Here is a 17,884-nt window from a genome sequence, read left to right as displayed (position 1 = left end):
ACAGGGACTCGTAGAACCTAATGTCCAACAAGGAGAGAGCACGATCATGATGAAGACCAGGACCCTGATGGCAGGCAGCCTCGTGGCTGCCGCAGTACTACTGAATGGCTGCACCAGCAAAACGGTCAGCCAGGAGCAGTATTCAGGGTTTCTTCCCAGCTACGACGGGTTGAAAACCGTCGAAACCGCCAGCGGCCAGAAGGCCCTGCGCTGGGTGGATCCCGCGTTCAATGTGGCCAACTACGACAAGCTGATCTTTCAGCCGCTGCGCTTTTACCCCACCCCGCAAACGACAGATCGCATTGGGCAGCAGACCTACGACGAACTGTTGAAGTACGCCAACGCGCGCCTGGGCGAGGCGTTGTCCAGCAGGTTCCAACTGGTGGGCTTCTCCACCGGGCCTCGCACCCTCGAGTTTCGCGGGGCCATTACCGGCGTCAGTGCCAACACCGAGGGGCTCAAGCCCTATGAGGTCATCCCCATCGCTCTGGTGGTGGCCGGCACCATGGCCGCCACCGGCGAGCGCGACCAGGATACCGAGTTGTACCTGGAAGGGGAGCTGATCGACACCAGCACCGGCAAGGCCGTGATGCGCGTCGTGCGCAAGGGCTTTGGGAAGACGCTGAGCAATGACCGCCAGGCTATTGGATTCGCCGATCTCAAGCCGGTTGTCGACGAACTCACCACCGACGTTTTGAAGTTCCGTTAGCCCTGCAGGGGACTGTGCGCGAGTAAGTGATTCGATATCCAGACCGCGCTGTGTTCCTGTGCGCAAAAACCGTCTCATAGCCAAGGAGAATGCATATGAAAATTGCATCTACAGCCATGCTGGCTGCCGCTATCAGCCAGGGGCTAGCCGGCCATGCATCGGCTGCCGATCAGGACGAACTCCTGCAGATTGCCAAGGACGCCTACGTCTACGGCTATTCGTTGATGACTACCGAGGTCACCCGTGTGCAGATGACCAACGTAGACAAGGTGGACAACGAACATGCCCCCATGGGGCAGTTCTTCAACGTCAAGCGTTATCCGCCGGCGGGGTACCGCGGCGTGTCGGCACCGAATGCCGACACGCTCTACTCGATTGCTTGGGCGGATTTGAGCGAGCCGCAGGTATTCAGTCATCCCGACATGGGCGATCGTTATTACCTGATGCCGATGTACAACTTGTGGATGACCATCTTCGACTCCCCTGGGGCGCGCACCGCAGGCGGCGCTGCGGCCAACTATCTGCTGACCGGGCCGGGCTGGGAGGGCAAGGTGCCCGAGGGTATGAAGCAGATCAAATCCGCCACCCGAAAGATGTTGATTCTGGGGCGCACCTACGCCGATGGCACCGAAAAGGATTACGAGGCCGTCAATGCCCTGCAGGCGCAGTTGAAGCTCACCCCGCTGTCGGCCTGGGGTAAACCCTATACGCCCAAGGCTCCAGCAGTGGATCCGAATCCGGGCTTCAGCATGACGGCCAAACCGCAGGAAGTGATCCTCGGCATGAGTACCGAGACCTATTTCAACAAGCTCGCCGAACTGATGTGTGAAGCGGCGCCTCCCGCCGCTGAGGACGGCGCTATCCTGGTCCGCATGGCCAAGCTTGGCATCGAACCCTGCAAGCCGTTCAAACTCGGCAACCTGGACTCGGCGCTGCAAGCGAAGTTGAGCGACCTGCCAGAGGTCGCCCTGAAGGAGATCGGGGCCAACCAAGGCACCCTGGGACACAAGGTCAACGGCTGGACCTACACCAAGGGGCTTGGTGTATACGGCACTGACTATATGAAGCGTGCCGTAGTCGCAGCCTTCGGCTGGCCCGCAAACGTGGAGAGGGACGCGGTGTATCCCTACACCGAGGTGGACAGCGACGGACAGAAACTCAACGGCGCAAACAAGTACACCCTGACGTTCCCCAAGGGGCAGACGCCCCCGGTGAACGGCTTCTGGTCCATCACCATGTATGAGATCGACAAAGGTTGGTGGTTCGTGCCGAACCCGCTCAGCAAGTTCACCGTCAGCGCGCGCAACGATCTGCAATACAACGCCGACGGCTCGCTTACGCTGTACTTCCAACACCAGTCTCCCGGCAAGGACAAGGAGGCCAACTGGCTGCCGGCACCTCAAGGTGATTTCCTGCCAATGATGCGAATGTACTGGCCGAAGGAGGGCAACCCCTCGATCCTGGATGGTAGCTGGACTCCGCCGCAGATCGTCCGCGTCAATTAGCTGCCTTGGTGAGATGCCCCAATGCAGTTGGCATTGGGGCCCATTGGGCTACTCGTTGTTCGCAAGCCTGATTCGGAGGGGGCGGTAATCCCCTTGTCTCACCTTCGGCACTCCCAGATACCACGCGGCCGCGTATGTCATGGCCTCATCCTAGTACAGCGTCGGCGCCCCGAGGCCTGAGCTCTGGTTGCTTTCCCGTCTTGTTCAACGTCATGCCCCCCGTTGCTGGGGGTGGAACCTGAGCCGTGGCTTTTTATGTTCTGCAGAATGCTGTCGCGCTTTGCTGGTGGCCGCCCCTAGTGAGCGCGACCAGGATGCCGAGCTGTATCTGGAAGGGGAACTGATCGACACCAGCGCTGGCAAGGCCGTGCTGCGCGTCGTGCGCAAGGGCTTTGGGAAGACGCTGCGCAACGACAGTACCGATCTCAAGCCGCTCATTGATGAGTTCACCACCGAGGTTTTGAGGTCTTGAAGGGGGGGAAGAATGACCCCGGTCAGTGGCTGTACCGATTGTGTGACGCCCATATAACGTAGAGCCGCTGAGCCGTCTCAGCGTGTCTTGTCAGATTGCCGAGAGAATGAAAGGGAGTAAGTTCCGATGACGACCAAATACAGGATGTGCATGGCCGCGTTGGCCATGCTGAGTTGCGCATCAGTTGCCGCAACACAGGACAAGACACCGGGTTACAACTACCGGATTCCCGACAAGGTCATGACCCCGGACTCCGTCGAAACCCGCCTGGGTACATTGCGTTTCTTCGACGGAATGCCGGATGCGGCGACGGTCGAGGCGCTGTATGACAACCTCGACCTGATGCGAGGCGTGGAGACCTTCCTCAATGGTATCCCCGCCACCTCCATTGAAGGGCTGCGCCTGGGTCACCTCAGCATGGGGGTGGATGCCTCGAACAAGGCACTCATCATGGACAAGTTGCTGGATTCGGCTCCGCTGATGCTGACCGGCAATACCGACACGGTCTATTTGTCGGTGTTCCTGAATCTCGAGAAGGACGGTGCAACCGTTGTCGAGATTCCACCAGGTTCGGGCCCCGGCACCGTCAACGACGCGTACTTTCGCTTCGTCACGGACATGGGCGCCCCAGGTCCCGACCGCGGCAAGGGGGGGAAATACCTGATCCTGCCACCGGACTACAAGGGGGATCTCGCTCCGCCAGTGGGCGGTATGGAAGCTGTCGTCGAAGGTGAGAAATACTTCGTTTCCAGGTCGACCAGTTACGTCAACTGGCTGATCCTGCGCGGCTTCCTGGTGGACGGCAAACCCGATGCCGCCACCAAGATGTTCGAGAGCGGGGTAAAGGTCTATCCGTTGTCCAGCAAGGGCAATCCTCCGAAGATGGAGTTTGTCAGCGCCTCGCGGAAATTCTTCAACACCATCCACGCCAACAACTTCAAGTTCTACGAAGAGCTTCATACCGTGATCGATCGCGAGCCTGTGTCGATGCTTGACCCGGAGCTGCGTGGGCTTTTCGCTGCAATCGGTATCGAGAAGGGCAAACCCTTCGCACCAGACGCGCGGATGCAGAAGATACTCACCGAGGCAGTCGCCATCGGCAACGCGACCGCCCGGGCAATCAGTTTCCGACCGCGTTTTAAAGATGCCCCTCTCCATCCGGGTAGTGCATGGACCCATGCATTCATCGGCGGCGACTATCAGTGGCTCTCAGACAAAGGTATGGGCGGCCGCAATCTGGATGCGCGGACGCTGTTCTTCTACCAGGCCACCGTCAACACCCCGGCCATGGTGTTGAAGATGGTCGGGGCGGGCTCGCAGTACGCCTATGCGGCGACTGACAGGAAGGGGGCCTACCTGGACGGCAGCAAGACCTACCGGCTGAACATCCCCGCCAATGCACCTGCCAAGAACTTCTGGTCCATCGTGGTCTACGACCCGCAAACCCGGTCCGAGCTGCAAACAGGCCAGACGTTCCCCAGCAAGAACAACAAGCGCGATGACCTGATCGCCAATGCAGACGGCTCCATTGACCTGTATTTCGGCCCGCAGGCGCCGGAAGGCAAGGACGCTAACTGGATCCAGACCGTACCTGGAAAAGCCTGGTACACGCTGTTCCGGCTGTACGGTCCGCTCGAGCCCTGGTTCGACCAGACCTGGCGCCCTGGTGAAATCGAAGAGGTGAAATAGAGACGCCGATAGCCGTTCACCTGAATACGCAGGGCAGGGGGCGCGTCATCGTTAGGCTTTCCCCTGTGCCTGCGGTTCTGGTGGAGTTGCGGTAGTGCTCGACAGCACTCCAGCGGGGGCGTCATCCGGGCCAGTATGCTGATTAGATTTGATTCTGAGGCGCAACCGCCAAGGTATGGCCGTTATCTTGGTGCCTGGTGGTTGAAGCACTGGGTCCAGGCTTTACGTGCCATTGCCGTGAGCGGAGCAGTTGTCCCCGAATGATGCAGACCTCGGCAAGCTCCTCCCTGACTTTGAAAACCAAGGGAAAAAGCAGCATTGCCAGGAATTTCCATGCGACCTGTGCATAGCAGCGTGCGTTTGACACGTTGGCATCGTGCTGGCCGCGACCGTACGAACGATCAAATCACCAATTCGAAGCTCGATAACAGCCTCTCGGTCTGGGTTAGCTCCTGCTGAAGCAGTTTGCGCAGTATGGGGCGGGTTCCTTAGTGATGCTCGTTGGCGCTGCGCAGCCTCTAAGACTGCCGCCTGATCCAAATCCCAAAGGTCAGCGATGAAATCAGCGGTCGATTACCTCAAGTCTCGTGGCGTACAGGTACTGGATACTCCATCGACCTTCACCGAAGGCCCGGCCAAAGGACTGACGTGGGTGTACTTTCTGGCGCCCTGGGGTCTGCAGCTGGAACTGGTCAGCTTCCCCGATGGGATGGGTTATGAGAGAGGATTGACGCGTCTTTTGTGGAATCCGCGCACGCCTGAGCACTGATTCGGCGCAAGTGCCCCGGCCGGCCCCGCCTGGAGCCGGCCAGGGCACTTGAGGTCATCGCTTAGCTGTCCAGGGCGTTGGGCGGAACGATGTGATGAAGTTTCATCCAGCGATAGAGGGTCGGGCGCGACATACCCAACTCACGCGCTGCAGCGCTGACATTCCAGCGCTGTCGGCGCAAGCAATCTTCGATTGCACGCCCATGGGATGTCTGCTGCTCTAGGCCTGAAATAGAGCTCATGACCTGCCTTGGATTGACGCTCGGCAGGCATTCTTCGGGCAGGTCGTTGACCGTGATTTCATCAGTCTCGGCGGTGGCCAAGGCAAATTGCAGCGCATTGCGTAACTCGCGAATATTGCCTGGCCAGGCATAGCCGAGGAGAGCACTCATGGCGTCGCCCCGGATTCGAGCGGGACGTTGGCGTTGATCACAGAGCTCTCTGAATATGCGCTCTATCAGGTAATTCTTGTCGGCCCGTTCGCGCAGTGCAGGCAGGCGCAGGATTGCGCCATTGAGTCGGTAGTAGAGGTCTTCGCGGAACTCGCTTTGTTCGATCATTTGCCGCAGGTCGCGGTGACTCGCCGCGATGACACGGATATCGACCTTGATCGGCTTTTCGCCGCCCAGCGGCATCACTTCCTGCTCGGCAAGCACGCGCAGCAGCCTTGTCTGCAGGTGCAGTGGCATGTCACCGATTTCATCCAGGAAGAGCGTGCCGCCATCGGCTTGCTGGATCAGTCCTCGCATACCCTTGCTGCGTGCCCCAGTGAAGGTGCCGGGCTGGTAACCGAAGAGTTCGCTCTCGATCAATGATTCGGGCATCGCAGCGCAGTTGATGGCGATGAAGGGGGCTTTGCGCCTGTTGCTGCTGTCGTGCAGGGCGCGGGCAAGGCGCTCTTTGCCTGTACCGGTTTCGCCATTGAGCAATACGTTCAGCGGCTCGCTGCACAGTCGTTTGGCACGTGCCAGCATTTTGCGCATGACCGGGTCGTCATCGGCCAACTCGTCCAGTGGGCAGCGTTCCTGATTGGTGCGCTGGGCCTCGGGGGCGGCAGACGCACGGCTGGGTTCCATCAATGCGGCAAAGAACAGGGCGTTCTGTCGGTGAGTGCGGAAGGCGCGCACCTGGTCGGAACTGGCGTGAGGAATGCTGAAGATATCTTCAGGCACGCAGTCGAACAGATCCTCGATGCCGACTCTGCGAGCCAGCGCCGACGGCCGCTCCGCCAACTGCAGGCCACAATCGGCGAGCAGCCCCCGGGCCGCGGTGTTGGCTGCCAGGAGACTGCCGTCCCCGGCAAGCGCCAGCAGATACTGACGATTGATCAGGACGAACTCGCGGGATCGGTCGAAGCAGAGGATGTGCTCTGTACGGTAGCGACGCAGGAAGTAGGCATCTTCGATCATCCGCGCGTACTGCTTGACCAGTTGCAGGGCAAATAGCTGCGACTCCTTGGACGGGGGCGATTTCAATGCCGAGATATCGAGCACCGCCAATAGCTGTCCCTGGGGATTGAAGATGGGGACGGCGGTACAGGTCAGGGTGATGTGGTGAGCGCTGAAATGATCATGATGGTGACAGGTCAGCGGCTGCTGCTCCTTGATGCAGGTTCCCACCGCGCAGGTCCCGGCATGGTCTTCACTCCAGTCGGCACCCAGATAAAGGCCGGTTTTGCGATGTGCCGCTTCATCCAGCGGATCACCGAGAAACTGTACGGTGATACCCCGGTTATCGGTAAGGAGTATGACGTAGCCGAGTTCGGCGATGTGCCGGTACAACTGCTCGACACCGGCCCGCGCCACATTGATCAGCTCGTCTGCATGGTCCTGGTGTTCTCGCAATACCTGACGCGGGACGAAACGCGGAAGCGCTGGCTTTGCCGGATCCAGGCCGTAATCCTGGATACAGCGTTTCCAGGAGCGGGTGATGATGGATTCGTGCCCGGCACCGTCACTGGCATAGGACAGTACGGTGTCGATATGCAGGCTGGGGGTCGAAATGATGCTCATGCGGCCTCCCGGACTCGAGGGTGAGGCGCCCGAGATCCGTGACGATCTTGTTCTTGTTGACCGGTTGCACAGAGAGCTGCCTGGCACCAGTGCAATCACCTTACGAGTTTAGCCCTCCGGCGTCACCTGCCTGTTAGTCGGGGTCAGACGCATCTTTCTTACACCTGTAATACCCCGAACACTCGAAGGAGAGCATCGGGCTTTCTTCTCGTGGCTGAGAAATCCTTTTGATTCATAGCCTTGAAGGATCATTCAACGGTTTGGCACGCATTCTGCGCCGCGCTACCTCGGCCCCCACCGGGGTACTACAACAAGAAACGAGGATGCTCGATGCTGCCTTACCTGCAACGGACCAGCGTGACTGGTCCCTCGTCACTCGACAACCGAACCTGGGCCGCTGCGTGGGGCCTCGTACTTCTGGCCGGCGGACTCACTGCCACATGGCCGGCCAGCGCGTTGGACCTCGATGCCGGCGACTATGTGGCCGCGCCTGCCGGCACCACATTGGGCCTGCTCTACCTGCAAGGGGCCGAGCGTGATCGGCTGTACCGCGCGGGGCACAGCCTACCCGACGCGCCGGGGCTGGACTCGGAGATCGGGATATTGCGCCTGGTCCACTATTCCGACATCGGAGGCTTTCGTGTGGCGCCTCAAGTGCTGCTGCCATTCGGGCGCCTGGACGGGCGCCAGGGCTTGGGTGACTCCAGTGGCCTGGCCGATCCGATCCTGGCCATGCCTCTCTGGCTGATCAATGAACCGGAGCGCCGCCGCTACTTGGGCATTACTCCCTATCTGTTCCTGCCCTTGGGCGAGTACGACGCCGATGACGATCTCAACCTCGGCGAGAACCGCTGGAAGCTGAACGTGCAAGCCGCCTACGTTACCGGGCTGACCGAAAACCTCTCCCTGGACCTGGCCGCCGATGTGATGTTTTACGGGCGCAACAACCATTACGGCAGCGGCCGTTGGACCCAGAGGCAGAAACCCAGCTACCAGTACCAGGGCTTCCTGCGCTACCAGTTGACCCCGCAGGCGGACCTGCGCGCCGGCCTGTCGTGGCTCGATGGCGGCGCCAGCCGCGTCGATGACCTCCAACTGGATGATCGCCAGGAGACCGGCAAGTGGAACCTCGGCTTCTCCTGGTTCTTCCTGCCGAAGACCCAGGTCGCGGCCACCTATGGACGGGATTTCGCGGTGGAAAACGGCTTTCGCGAAGAGCACAGGTTGAACGTACGCCTGATGCAGGTGTTCTGAGCGGTCTGGACGGTCCGTTCTCTTGGGGCCCACGGGCCCCTTTTTTAGGTTCTTCTCGTCGCATCAGGGGAGGAATCCATGACAACCAATCGACTTCCATACGGCTGTAAAGCGATTGGAAGGATGCTTACAGGTGTAAAGCCTGCGCTTTACAGGTCCTGCCTCCAGGATGTCTTTCTCGTTAAATAAAACCCTTTAAAAACATGGTGTTATAGACATTCCGCGGCATTGGCACACAAGCTGCTCCATGGCTATCGAGGGGCCGAAAAGGCACCCGGACGAATAACAACAACGTCGCCACACCTGTTCCCACCTTGCAGGCGTGCCGGCAATAGCCTGGAGCTCTGCCATGCATGACTCTTCCTCTCTGAGCGGCCCTCTGAGCCGCCGACGCTTCCTCAGCCTATCGGGTCAGTCCGCGCTGATCATCGGCGCCACCGCCGTCGCCGGGCAGCTCATCCCGGTCAAAGTCCTCGCCGATGACGTGCTGCCCCAACTGCCCGCCGGCCTGCTGCGCATGGGTCGCGACATCTATCCCCACGACCGCCTCGGCGATGCGCCTTACGCCAAGTCGCTGTTCGAGCTGGTTGGCAAGAAGCCGGACCTGGTTCGTGAAGGCATCAACGCGTTGCAGGCCCGCGCCCGAGCCGTGCATGACCGAGCCTTCGAGGACATTGCCAACGAAGACGACCGCGTTGCGCTGTTGCGCGAGATCGAAACCACCCCCTTCTTCCGTGAAACCCGCAGCGCGCTGATGTTCGGCCTCTACGACAACAAGACCCTGTTCCCTCTGTTCGGCTACGAGGGCTCGTCGGTGGAGAAGGGCGGTTACATCGCGCGTGGCTTCAACGACCTCGACTGGCTCTGAGCGGTCACTCCCTTCGCGGCTCCATCCATTCCAACAATGAGGGTTAACCCCATGGCAGCGAAATTCTCCCAGGACGACAGCGACGTCGTCGTCATCATCGGTTCGGGTGCCGGCGGCGGCACCCTGGCCCACGCCCTGGCCCGGCAAGGTATCCGTACCGTGGTACTGGAAGCTGGCAAACGTTACGAGATGTCCGACATCGAGAACGATGAGTGGGCCATGTTCAACAAGATTTCCTGGCTCGACAAACGTATCGCCACCGGCGGTTGGGACGTGGCGCGCAACCATCCGAATCTGCCGGCCTGGATCGTCAAGGCGGTCGGCGGCAGTTCGGTGCACTGGGCCGGCGTCGCCCTGCGCTTTCGCGATTTCGAATTCCGCATGCGCACCGAGAATGGCGAAATCAAGGGCGCCAACATGCTGGACTGGCCGATCAGCTATGAGGAGCTGGAGCCCTGGTACGTCAAGGCCGAGAAGCACATGGGGGTGACCGGTCCGAGCACCGGGATGCCGTACCACCAGTGGCACAACTCCTTCAAGGTACTGGCCGCCGGGGCTCAGCGCATTGGCTACAAGGAAATCCAGTCCGGGCCGATGGCGATCAACACCCAGCCGTACGACAGCCGGCCGGGTTGCATGCAGATCGGCTTCTGCATGCAGGGCTGCCGCATCGGCGCCAAGTGGTCGACTCTCTACACCGACATCCCCCGCGCTGAGGCCACCGGCAACTGCGAGGTGCGTCCGCAGAGCATGGCGCTGCGTATCGAGCATGACGCCCGCGGCCGGGTCACCGGAGTGGTCTACGCCGACGCCCAGGGCCGGCAACAACGGCAGAAGGCCAGAGTGGTGTGCGTCGCCGGCAACTCCATCGAGTCGCCGCGCCTGCTGCTCAACTCGGAATCCTCGATGTTCAAGGATGGCCTGGCCAACTCCTCTGGCCAGGTGGGGCGCAACTACATGTGCCACACCACCGCCGGGATCTATGCGGTTCTTCCCAAGCCGGTTCACATGTACAGGGGGACCACCTGTGCCGGGATCATTTCGGACGAGTCGTACAACAATACCTCGCGCGGATTCGTCGGCGGTTACCGACTGGAAATCCTCTCTCTCGGCCTACCGTTCATGTCCGCCTTCCTCGACCCGACCCCGCAGGGCTGGGGTCGTGCCTTCACGGCGAAGATGGAGCGCTACGACCACATGTCCGGCGTCTGGCTGTGCGGCGAGGACCTGCCCATGGAGAGCAACCGCATCACCCTCCACGGCACCGAGAAGGATCAATACGGGCTGCCGATTCCGGTGGTGCACAAGGACGACCATCCTTTCGACAACGCCATGCGCGATCACGGCGTGGAGCAGACCCGCAAGTGCTACGAGGCGGTCGGCGCCACGGAAGTCATCCGCCTGCCGTCCTACCCGGCCAGCCACAACATGGGCACCAACCGCATGAGCGCCAAGGCCGCCGACGGCGTGGTGAACAAGTGGGGCCAGAGCCACGACATCCCCAACCTGTTTGTCTCCGACGGCAGCCAGTTCACCACCAGCGGCGGGCAGAACCCGACGTTGACCATTGTCGCCCTGGCCCTGCGCCAGGCCGAGCACATCGGTTCGCTGATCAATCAGCGCGCCCTTTGAGGAGCCGACCCCATGACCACACCCAGTAACGACCAGCGCCGCTGGATGCTCGAGCAGATGCTCGTCAGCCGCTACCTGGAAGAGTCCATCGAACGCATCTACATGGAAGGCAAGACGCCGGTCTTCAACATGGCCAACGGGCCCATCCCCGGCGAAATGCACTTGTCCAACGGCCAGGAACCTTGCGCCGTGGGTGTCTGCGCCCATCTGACGGCCGAAGACATCGTCACCGCCACCCATCGTCCGCACCACATAGCCGTGGCCAAGGGCGTCGACCTGGACGAGATGGTCGCCGAAATCTTCGGCAAGAAGACCGGCCTGTCCGGTGGCCGGGGCGGCCACATGCACCTGTTCGACGCCAGGGTGAATTTCTCCTGCTCCGGCATCATTGCCCAAGGCATGGGCCCAGCCGTGGGGGCCGCACTGTCGCGCCAGTTGCAGGGGAAGTCCGGCGTCGCCGTGGCCTATCTGGGCGAAGGCGCTGCGAACCAGGGCGCCTTCCACGAAACGCTGAACCTGGCAGCGCTGTGGAAGCTGCCGGTGGTGTTCGTCATCGAGGACAACGCTTGGGGCATCTCGGTGGCCAAGGCCGCTTCCACCGCCATCGAGCGCAATTACTTGCGTGCCGCCGCCTATGGCATGTCCGGCGTGTTCGTCCCCGGTAACGACGCCGACGCCATATTCGCTGCCGCCGGTGAGGCCATCGCCCGTGCCCGCGCTGGGGAAGGGCCGACCCTGATCGAGATCGAGACCCACCGCCTGGCCGGCCACTTCATGGGCGACGGCGAAACCTACCGCCCGGCCGGCGAGAAGGAGGCCCTGTTGGCCAAGGACCCGATCCCCGCTTACCGCCAGCGCCTGCTGGAGCTGGGGGTGCTGGACGAAATTGCCGCAGCCGACATCGACGAGCGCGCCCGCAGCCGTGTAGATGCCGCCGTGCAGTTCGCCCGCGACAGCGCTTATCCGGCACCGGAAGAAGCGTTGGAAAGGGTGTTCGTGTGAACGGAACTCGGCATAACAACGACAAAACGGAGACCGATATGTACCGACAACCAACCATGAAGGCGGCAGTCTGGCACGGCCGTCGCGATATCCGCCTGCAGGATGTCGCCCTCCCGCCGCAACCACAGGCCGGCTGGGTGCAGATCCGCGTCGAGTGGTGCGGTATCTGCGGCTCGGACCTCCATGAATACCTGGCCGGTCCGGTATTCATTCCCACCGACACAGCCCATCCGCTCACCGGCCTGAAGGGCCAGTGCATCCTCGGCCATGAGTTCTGTGGCGAGATCGTCGCCTTGGGCGAGGGCGTCTCGCATTTCGCCGTGGGCGAGCGCGTCGCCGCCGACGCTTGCCAGCACTGCGGCCAGTGCTGGTTCTGCCAGCAGGGCCAGTACAACCTGTGCGAGAACCTTGCCTTCACCGGGCTGATGAACAACGGCGCCTTTGCCGAACGTGTCAACGTTCCCGCCAACCTGCTGTACCGCTTGCCGGAAGGCTTCCCCACCGAAGCCGGTGCGTTGATTGAGCCCCTGGCGGTGGGCATGCACGCAGTGAAGAAGGCGGGCAGCCTGCTCGGCCAGACGGTGGTGGTGGTCGGCGCCGGTACCATCGGACTGTGCACCATCATGTGCGCCCGCGCCGCCGGTGCGGCGCGAATCATCGCCCTGGAAATGTCCACGGCGCGCAAGGCCAAGGCCCTCGAAGTAGGGGCCACTGAAGTCATCGACCCCAGTCAGTGCGACGCCATCGCCGCCGTGCGCGAGCTCACCGAGGGCTACGGCGCTGCCGTGTCCTTCGAGTGCATTGGCCACAAGGCCACCGCCAAGCTGGCCATCGATGTCATCCGCAAGGGTGGCCGTTGCGTGATGGTAGGCATCTTCGAGGAGCCCAGCGAATTCAACTTCTTCGAGATAGTCGCCACCGAGAAACAGGTCATAGGCGCGCTGGCCTACAACGGGGAGTTCGCCGATGTGATCGCGCTGATTGCCGACGGACGCCTGGACGTCACCCCGCTGATCACCGGGCGGATCGAACTTGAACACATCCTCGAACAGGGCTTCGAGGAACTGGTGAACAACAAGGACCAGAACGTGAAGATCATCGTCAGGCCGAGCGCGCCTGCCGCTGCCCGTCACTGATCCCATAGACGGAGGAATCGAGAAATGTCCGCAGCGATCAAAGAACGCAAACTCACCATCGCCCGCGCCATGGCCGAGGCGGTGGCCCAGGAAATGCGCCTGGACCCGCGCGTGTTCGTGATGGGTGAGGATATCGGCCAGCTCGGCGGGGTGTTCGGCAATACCCGTGGCCTGCACGAAGAGTTCGGGAGCGCGCGCATCCGCGACACGCCGATTTCGGAAACCGCCTTTATCGGCGCCGCCGTGGGCGCGGCTTCCGACGGCATGCGGCCAATCGTCGAACTGATGTTCGTCGACTTCTTCGGTGTGTGCATGGACGCCATCTACAACCTGATGGCGAAGAACACCTACTTCTCCGGCGGCAAGGTCAGCGTGCCCATGGTGCTGATGGCCTCCACCGGCGCCGGCTATTCAGACGCCGGCCAGCACTCCCAGTGCCTCTACGGCACCTTCGCGCACCTACCGGGGATGAAGGTGGTGGTGCCGAGCAATGCCTATGACGCCAAGGGTCTGATGACCGCCGCCATCCGCGATGACAACCCGGTGATCTACCTGTTCCACAAGGCCCTGCAGGGCATGGGCTGGCTGGGGACGGAGAAGGGCGCCACGGTGGCGGTGCCGGAAGCCCCCTATACGGTGGAGATCGGCAAGGCCAAGACCGTGCGTGAGGGCCGCGACGTCAGCATCGTCAGCCTCGGCGCCGGCGTGCACCACGCACTGCGCGCCGCCCAGCAACTGGAGCAGCAGGGCGTCAGTGCTGAAGTGGTGGACCTGCGCAGTCTCGTGCCGCTGGACCGCGAGCACGTCATCGAGTCGGTGCACAAGACCGGGCGGCTGATCGTGGTCGACGAGGACTACCACAGCTTCGGTGTCAGCGGCGAAATAATCGCCAGCGTCGTCGAGCACGATATCGGCATGCTCAAGGCGCGGCCGCAGCGGGTCGCCTTCCCCGATATCCCGATTCCCTTCACGCCGCCCATGGAACAGTGGGCACTGCCTTCCGCCGCCAAGATCGTCGCGGCCTACCAAAACCTGAAGAACGAGGAATAACACCATGTCTAACCCAATCCTGATTCCAACCGACCTCTGGGAAGGCGATGCCGAAGCCGTGATCACCTCCTGGCTGGTCAGTGACGGCGCCGAAGTTGGCCAGGGCGACCTGGTGGCCGAGATCATGTCCGAGAAGGCGCAGTTCGAGATCGAGGCCCCGGCTTCCGGTGTGCTGAAGATCCTGGAAGAAGAAGACGCGGTGGTCGCCAAGGGCGCGACCATCGGATTGCTGGAGTGAGCCATGGGGCAAATGCAGACTCCAGCTGCCGGTACCGGTAGCACCGTGCCCTTGAAAGGCATGCGCAAGATGATCGCTGCGAAGATGAGCGAGAGCCTGCAGACCGCAGCACAACTCACCCACCATGCCGAGTGCGAACTGACTGCCCTTCAGGCTAAAAGAGCGGAGCTGAAGGCGGCGGGTAGCGTGGTGTCGCTTCAGGACCTGCTGCTGTTCGAGATCGTACGAACCCTGAAGGACCATCCGGGACTCAATGCGACCCTGACGGATAATCAGATCACGCGGCACGGTTCGGTGCATTTGGGGTTGGCGATCCCGCTGCCGGACGATCTCCTGGTGGCGCCTGCACTGTTCGATGCCGATCAGCTGGATACGGAGGGCCTGGCGCTGGCACGCCGGGCCCTGGTGGACAAGGCACTGTCCGGAAAACTCTCGGTGAAGGAGCTAACGGGTGCCACGGTGACCGTGATCAACCTGGGGCTGTCGCGGGTGCGTTTTTTTACCCCCATTCTCAATGTTCCCCAGGTCGCCATCATCGGACTAGGAGGCGTCCAGCGTCGTCTACAACGGGACACCGATGGTTCGTTGGTGGAGCGCGATTTCATGGGGCTGTCGCTGACCTTCGATCACCGGGCTGTCAACGGCGCACCTGCCGCGGACTTCCTCGATGACCTGTGCCAGCGAATTGAAGGAGGCGAACTGTCATGAGCCAGATCTGGCGTGTCAGTGTCGAGGCTGGCCTGGAAGCTGAGCGGCAGCTGTTCGACCGTGTGCACGCCGGCGAGGAAGAGTGGGGCGTGTTGTTATGGCGGCCCTCTGATTCCGCCTTGGTCATGCCTCGCAGGCTAAGCCGGCTTCCGGGGTTCATGGCGGCAGACATCAGCTGTGCCGCGTTGGGCTGGCCCATCGCATTGCGAGACACCGGTGGCGAACCGGTACCGCAGTCACCTGCGGTGCTCAATGTGGCCTTGGCCTATGTCGTGTCGCTGGAGGACGACGAACAGTCGCGGATAGAGGCTGCCTATCTGCGACTGTGTGAACCCATCTGCCAGTGGTTGCGCGGCATGGGGCTGCTACCTGGCCTCGGGGAGGTTCCCGGCGCGTTCTGTGACGGTCGGTTCAACGTGACCCTGGGGCGCCGCAAGCTGGTGGGAACCGCGCAACGTTGGCGGCGGCGTGCAGCGGATAATCGCCTGGTGGTGCTGGTTCATGGCGCAATCCTGTTCGAGGACCAGCGAGAGGCCATGGTCGATGCGGTCAATCGTTTCTACCAGAGCTGTGGTCTGGAGCAACGATGTCGAGCTGCCAGCCACGTGTCTCTGGAGGAGTGGTTGGCTCCAGCGTGGCAGGAAGCGAAAAGCCTCGCTGACTGGTTTGAAGCTCCTTGGGAGGCGTGGTCACCCGACAAGGGCTCTGGCGATCAGATAGCTTTCTGTTGATCCGTCGCCTGGTTTCCAAGCAAAGCACGATCCTCTGAAGACGTTCCTGTCGTAGTGGGAGCAAGGAAGCGCCTGCTATGGGCCCCGGCCAGGTATAAGCGGTGCAGGCAGCGGAGATCGTGCTGTCGGGCTGTTCCCTTGGTCCCCAGCGCCTACTGGGCGCGTTGTGCATCGAAGTTGGCCGTGCCACTAAAGGGCATTCTCAGTTCTGGTGTTTGGGGGCGCCTGTTGTGTTTCCCGCGTTTCGGGAAGAGGGGAGTACCCGTTGGTAAACGGCAGCTATCGGCCCAGGCTGTGTAAAAACGTGGCCAGCGCCCTTGCTATGCTGCCGGCGGGTCTCATAGCGGGGGTACTCCATGAAGCGTTTCATCCAGGGCGAATGTCGAGGACAAACCACGCTACTGCCCGAGAGCTTGGATGATTACGTCACGGACACCAATCCGGTGCGGGTGGTCGATGTGTTCGTCGATGAACTCGACCTCGGCAGGCTGGGCTTCGACGGTATCGTCCCGGCAGAAACCGGTCGCCCCGCTTACCATCCCAGCGTTCTGCTGAAGATCTATATCTACGGCTACCTCAATCGCATCCAATCCAGTCGCCGGCTTGAGCGTGAGGCTCAGCGCAACGTCGAATTGATGTGGCTGACCGGACGTCTGACCATGCATAGCGACGGTCGGGGTCAGGCCGTCGCTGACCGGCCAATTGCTGTCGTTCGAGAACGTCAATCTCTGCCGATGCCCATCAATAGCTTTGGGTCGGAAGCTGCTCGGCACCGAGGACAGCTTTACGGCAGCGGCGACAACAGACATAGAGGGGGGAGGTCGCTCGTGAAGTCTGCCCCAATAGACCGTGATAATTCACAAATGGGTCGCTTGGGGCTGAGTTGTACGAAGCTTTTAGTGTTTCTGCATCGAGTCTTCGATCTTGTGCGGATGCGCATCCTTGGTTTGACCCGGTGCATTCTCGATGGCCTGCGCATCGTCGTTGCCCATGGAGTTGCGCAGGCCTTTTATCGTCTCACCCAGATCCGATCCCAGTCCTTTCAGGCGCTTGGTACCGAATAGCACGATCAGGATCAGCAAGATGATCAGCAGTTTCCAGATACTGATGCCGCCTATTCCCATGATGGTTACTCCGTAGTGAAGGTCTGGAGGACAGCCCCGATTACAAGGTGCCTGCGGATCGGGATTGCGCGTGCACTGAACGCTGTTGGCGGTTATCTGAAGGCTGGATTAGCCGATGGCCTGGGTGACTAGCGCGAACTGCCGGACACCAGCAACGGGTATAGGCGGGGTTCCGCGCGCCATCTGTGCGACGCAATCGACGTACCGCAATCCCGCATCGCTCAACCAGTCGCCGAGCCCAATATCCGCCAAGACATCCACGCGCACGAATTCGCCCTGGACGTGGTCAAGCAGTTCGGCGATCAGATGTTTGGCCTGTTCCGGCGTCTCCGCGACAATTGGGCCGATGACGTGGCCACGGCCGAAGGCGCGGAGCATCGCGAAGGCGCGCAATTGGCCATCGCGCTCTATGACGGCCGTCCGCTCGATCACGTCTTGAAGATCCTGGAATACACGGGTTCTGTCGAGGCCGCTGCCCGCATGAGCCAGTTCAAGAACCTGTGGCCACTCCTCGACGCCGGCAACTCTGCAGTGCTCACCAGCCGCCAGGGCAGGGCGCCCAATGTATTGCACGTGACCTTGGTGCTGATGAATCACGCCGAACTCGACAAAGCCCTGACTGGCATACAGTGGCACGCCAGCGAGGGTGGCGTTAAGTATCGCGGTAGTCGAGCCGCAGGCCTGTAGCGCCTGTTCCATTAATTTGCGCCCGATACCTTGACCCTGATACTCGTCGCTAACGATGACCAGGCCGATGGTGGCGTAGTCACCTTGCCGGCAGCTGAAGGCTGTTCCGATCAGGCGACCAGCATCCTCCGCAACGAACCCTTCAGCGACGCGCTGCAGCATGGCCCAGTCGTCGAGGCGATGTGGCCATTTGAGCTGCACAGACAAGGCGTGGGCTGCCGGCACGTCGGCGGCGGTCATGGGGCGATAGGTATACCGATGATTCTGCGAGTTGGGCATGACAGGTCTCCGTGGATGGG

At 61.4% G+C, this 17,884-nt stretch carries 16 protein-coding genes and 2 pseudogenes; 14 read left to right on the top strand and 4 right to left on the bottom strand.

Annotated features, from left to right (window positions below):
- The first annotated feature begins 46 nt into the window (after positions 1 to 46).
- From ACFW0B_RS11100 to ACFW0B_RS11085, 4 genes are all read left to right on the top strand, one after another.
- Positions 47 to 709, top strand: coding sequence for a DUF3313 domain-containing protein (locus tag ACFW0B_RS11100; RefSeq protein ID WP_217633606.1), 663 nt, complete (start codon positions 47 to 49; stop codon positions 707 to 709).
- A 95-nt stretch (positions 710 to 804) separates the two neighbouring features.
- The gene (locus ACFW0B_RS11095; protein ID WP_449148000.1) at positions 805 to 2,214 is read left to right on the top strand and encodes a DUF1254 domain-containing protein; all 1,410 of its coding nucleotides are present in this window, start codon (positions 805 to 807) and stop codon (positions 2,212 to 2,214) included.
- 280 nt (positions 2,215 to 2,494) lie between these two features.
- Positions 2,495 to 2,686 carry a hypothetical protein gene (locus ACFW0B_RS11090; protein ID WP_449147998.1) on the top strand — a complete coding sequence of 64 codons (192 nt, stop codon included), beginning with the start codon at positions 2,495 to 2,497 and terminating at the stop codon, positions 2,684 to 2,686.
- Between the two features lie 126 nt (positions 2,687 to 2,812).
- Positions 2,813 to 4,375, top strand: a complete 1,563-nt coding sequence (locus ACFW0B_RS11085) for a DUF1254 domain-containing protein (protein ID WP_449147996.1) — start codon at positions 2,813 to 2,815, stop codon at positions 4,373 to 4,375.
- A gap of 401 nt (positions 4,376 to 4,776) precedes the next feature.
- On the opposite strand, the pseudogene ACFW0B_RS11080 reads toward ACFW0B_RS11085, so the two are convergent.
- Together ACFW0B_RS11080 and ACFW0B_RS11075 are read right to left on the bottom strand one after the other, a co-directional pair.
- Positions 4,777 to 4,939: pseudogene (locus tag ACFW0B_RS11080) on the bottom strand (PIN domain-containing protein); the annotation flags it as partial.
- Positions 4,940 to 5,205: 266 nt separating this feature from the next.
- A complete protein-coding gene (locus ACFW0B_RS11075; protein ID WP_449147994.1) occupies positions 5,206 to 7,155 on the bottom strand; it encodes a sigma-54-dependent Fis family transcriptional regulator in 1,950 nt (649 codons plus the stop codon).
- Positions 7,156 to 7,485: 330 nt separating this feature from the next.
- Here ACFW0B_RS11075 and ACFW0B_RS11070 point away from each other — a divergent pair, with 330 nt between their 5' ends.
- From ACFW0B_RS11070 to ACFW0B_RS11025, 10 genes and pseudogenes are all read left to right on the top strand, one after another.
- Positions 7,486 to 8,409, top strand: coding sequence for a transporter (locus tag ACFW0B_RS11070; RefSeq protein WP_449147992.1), 924 nt, complete (start codon positions 7,486 to 7,488; stop codon positions 8,407 to 8,409).
- A 349-nt stretch (positions 8,410 to 8,758) separates the two neighbouring features.
- Positions 8,759 to 9,277 carry a transcriptional initiation protein Tat gene (locus tag ACFW0B_RS11065; protein WP_280349383.1) on the top strand — a complete coding sequence of 173 codons (519 nt, stop codon included), beginning with the start codon at positions 8,759 to 8,761 and terminating at the stop codon, positions 9,275 to 9,277.
- Positions 9,278 to 9,328: 51 nt separating this feature from the next.
- Positions 9,329 to 10,909 (top strand): GMC family oxidoreductase, encoded by a 1,581-nt coding sequence (locus tag ACFW0B_RS11060; RefSeq protein WP_044872452.1) that lies wholly within the window; start codon positions 9,329 to 9,331, stop codon positions 10,907 to 10,909.
- 12 nt (positions 10,910 to 10,921) lie between these two features.
- Complete coding sequence (locus tag ACFW0B_RS11055; protein ID WP_449147991.1) at positions 10,922 to 11,911, top strand: thiamine pyrophosphate-dependent dehydrogenase E1 component subunit alpha; 990 nt, start codon at positions 10,922 to 10,924, stop codon at positions 11,909 to 11,911.
- 56 nt (positions 11,912 to 11,967) lie between these two features.
- Positions 11,968 to 13,047, top strand: coding sequence for a 2,3-butanediol dehydrogenase (locus tag ACFW0B_RS11050; RefSeq protein WP_280362988.1), 1,080 nt, complete (start codon positions 11,968 to 11,970; stop codon positions 13,045 to 13,047).
- A gap of 24 nt (positions 13,048 to 13,071) precedes the next feature.
- Complete coding sequence (locus tag ACFW0B_RS11045; protein ID WP_082073202.1) at positions 13,072 to 14,097, top strand: alpha-ketoacid dehydrogenase subunit beta; 1,026 nt, start codon at positions 13,072 to 13,074, stop codon at positions 14,095 to 14,097.
- A 4-nt stretch (positions 14,098 to 14,101) separates the two neighbouring features.
- Positions 14,102 to 14,335, top strand: coding sequence for a lipoyl domain-containing protein (locus ACFW0B_RS11040; protein ID WP_449147990.1), 234 nt, complete (start codon positions 14,102 to 14,104; stop codon positions 14,333 to 14,335).
- A gap of 3 nt (positions 14,336 to 14,338) precedes the next feature.
- Positions 14,339 to 15,043: a 2-oxo acid dehydrogenase subunit E2 gene (locus tag ACFW0B_RS11035; protein ID WP_449147989.1), complete on the top strand. Its 705-nt coding sequence runs from the start codon at positions 14,339 to 14,341 to the stop codon at positions 15,041 to 15,043.
- Positions 15,040 to 15,774 (top strand): lipoate--protein ligase family protein, encoded by a 735-nt coding sequence (locus ACFW0B_RS11030; RefSeq protein ID WP_449147988.1) that lies wholly within the window; start codon positions 15,040 to 15,042, stop codon positions 15,772 to 15,774. Before ACFW0B_RS11035 ends, ACFW0B_RS11030 begins: the two co-directional genes overlap by 4 nt.
- A 356-nt stretch (positions 15,775 to 16,130) precedes the next feature.
- Positions 16,131 to 16,430 (top strand): annotated as a pseudogene (locus tag ACFW0B_RS11025) (transposase); the annotation flags it as partial.
- Between the two features lie 240 nt (positions 16,431 to 16,670).
- Here the strand turns inward: ACFW0B_RS11025 and tatA are convergent.
- Together tatA and ACFW0B_RS11015 are read right to left on the bottom strand one after the other, a co-directional pair.
- Complete coding sequence (gene tatA, locus ACFW0B_RS11020; RefSeq protein ID WP_449147986.1) at positions 16,671 to 16,898, bottom strand: twin-arginine translocase TatA/TatE family subunit; 228 nt, start codon at positions 16,896 to 16,898, stop codon at positions 16,671 to 16,673.
- 108 nt (positions 16,899 to 17,006) lie between these two features.
- Complete coding sequence (locus ACFW0B_RS11015) at positions 17,007 to 17,864, bottom strand: GNAT family N-acetyltransferase (protein WP_449147984.1); 858 nt, start codon at positions 17,862 to 17,864, stop codon at positions 17,007 to 17,009.
- Between the last annotated feature and the right edge of the window lie 20 nt (positions 17,865 to 17,884).

Origin of the sequence: Metapseudomonas phytobenefica, assembly GCF_043392685.1 — a bacterium.
Classification (GTDB): Bacteria; Pseudomonadota; Gammaproteobacteria; order Pseudomonadales; family Pseudomonadaceae; genus Metapseudomonas.
The sequence above is the reverse complement of the archived record's forward strand: the minus strand, read 5'-3'. Positions and strand labels throughout refer to the sequence as shown.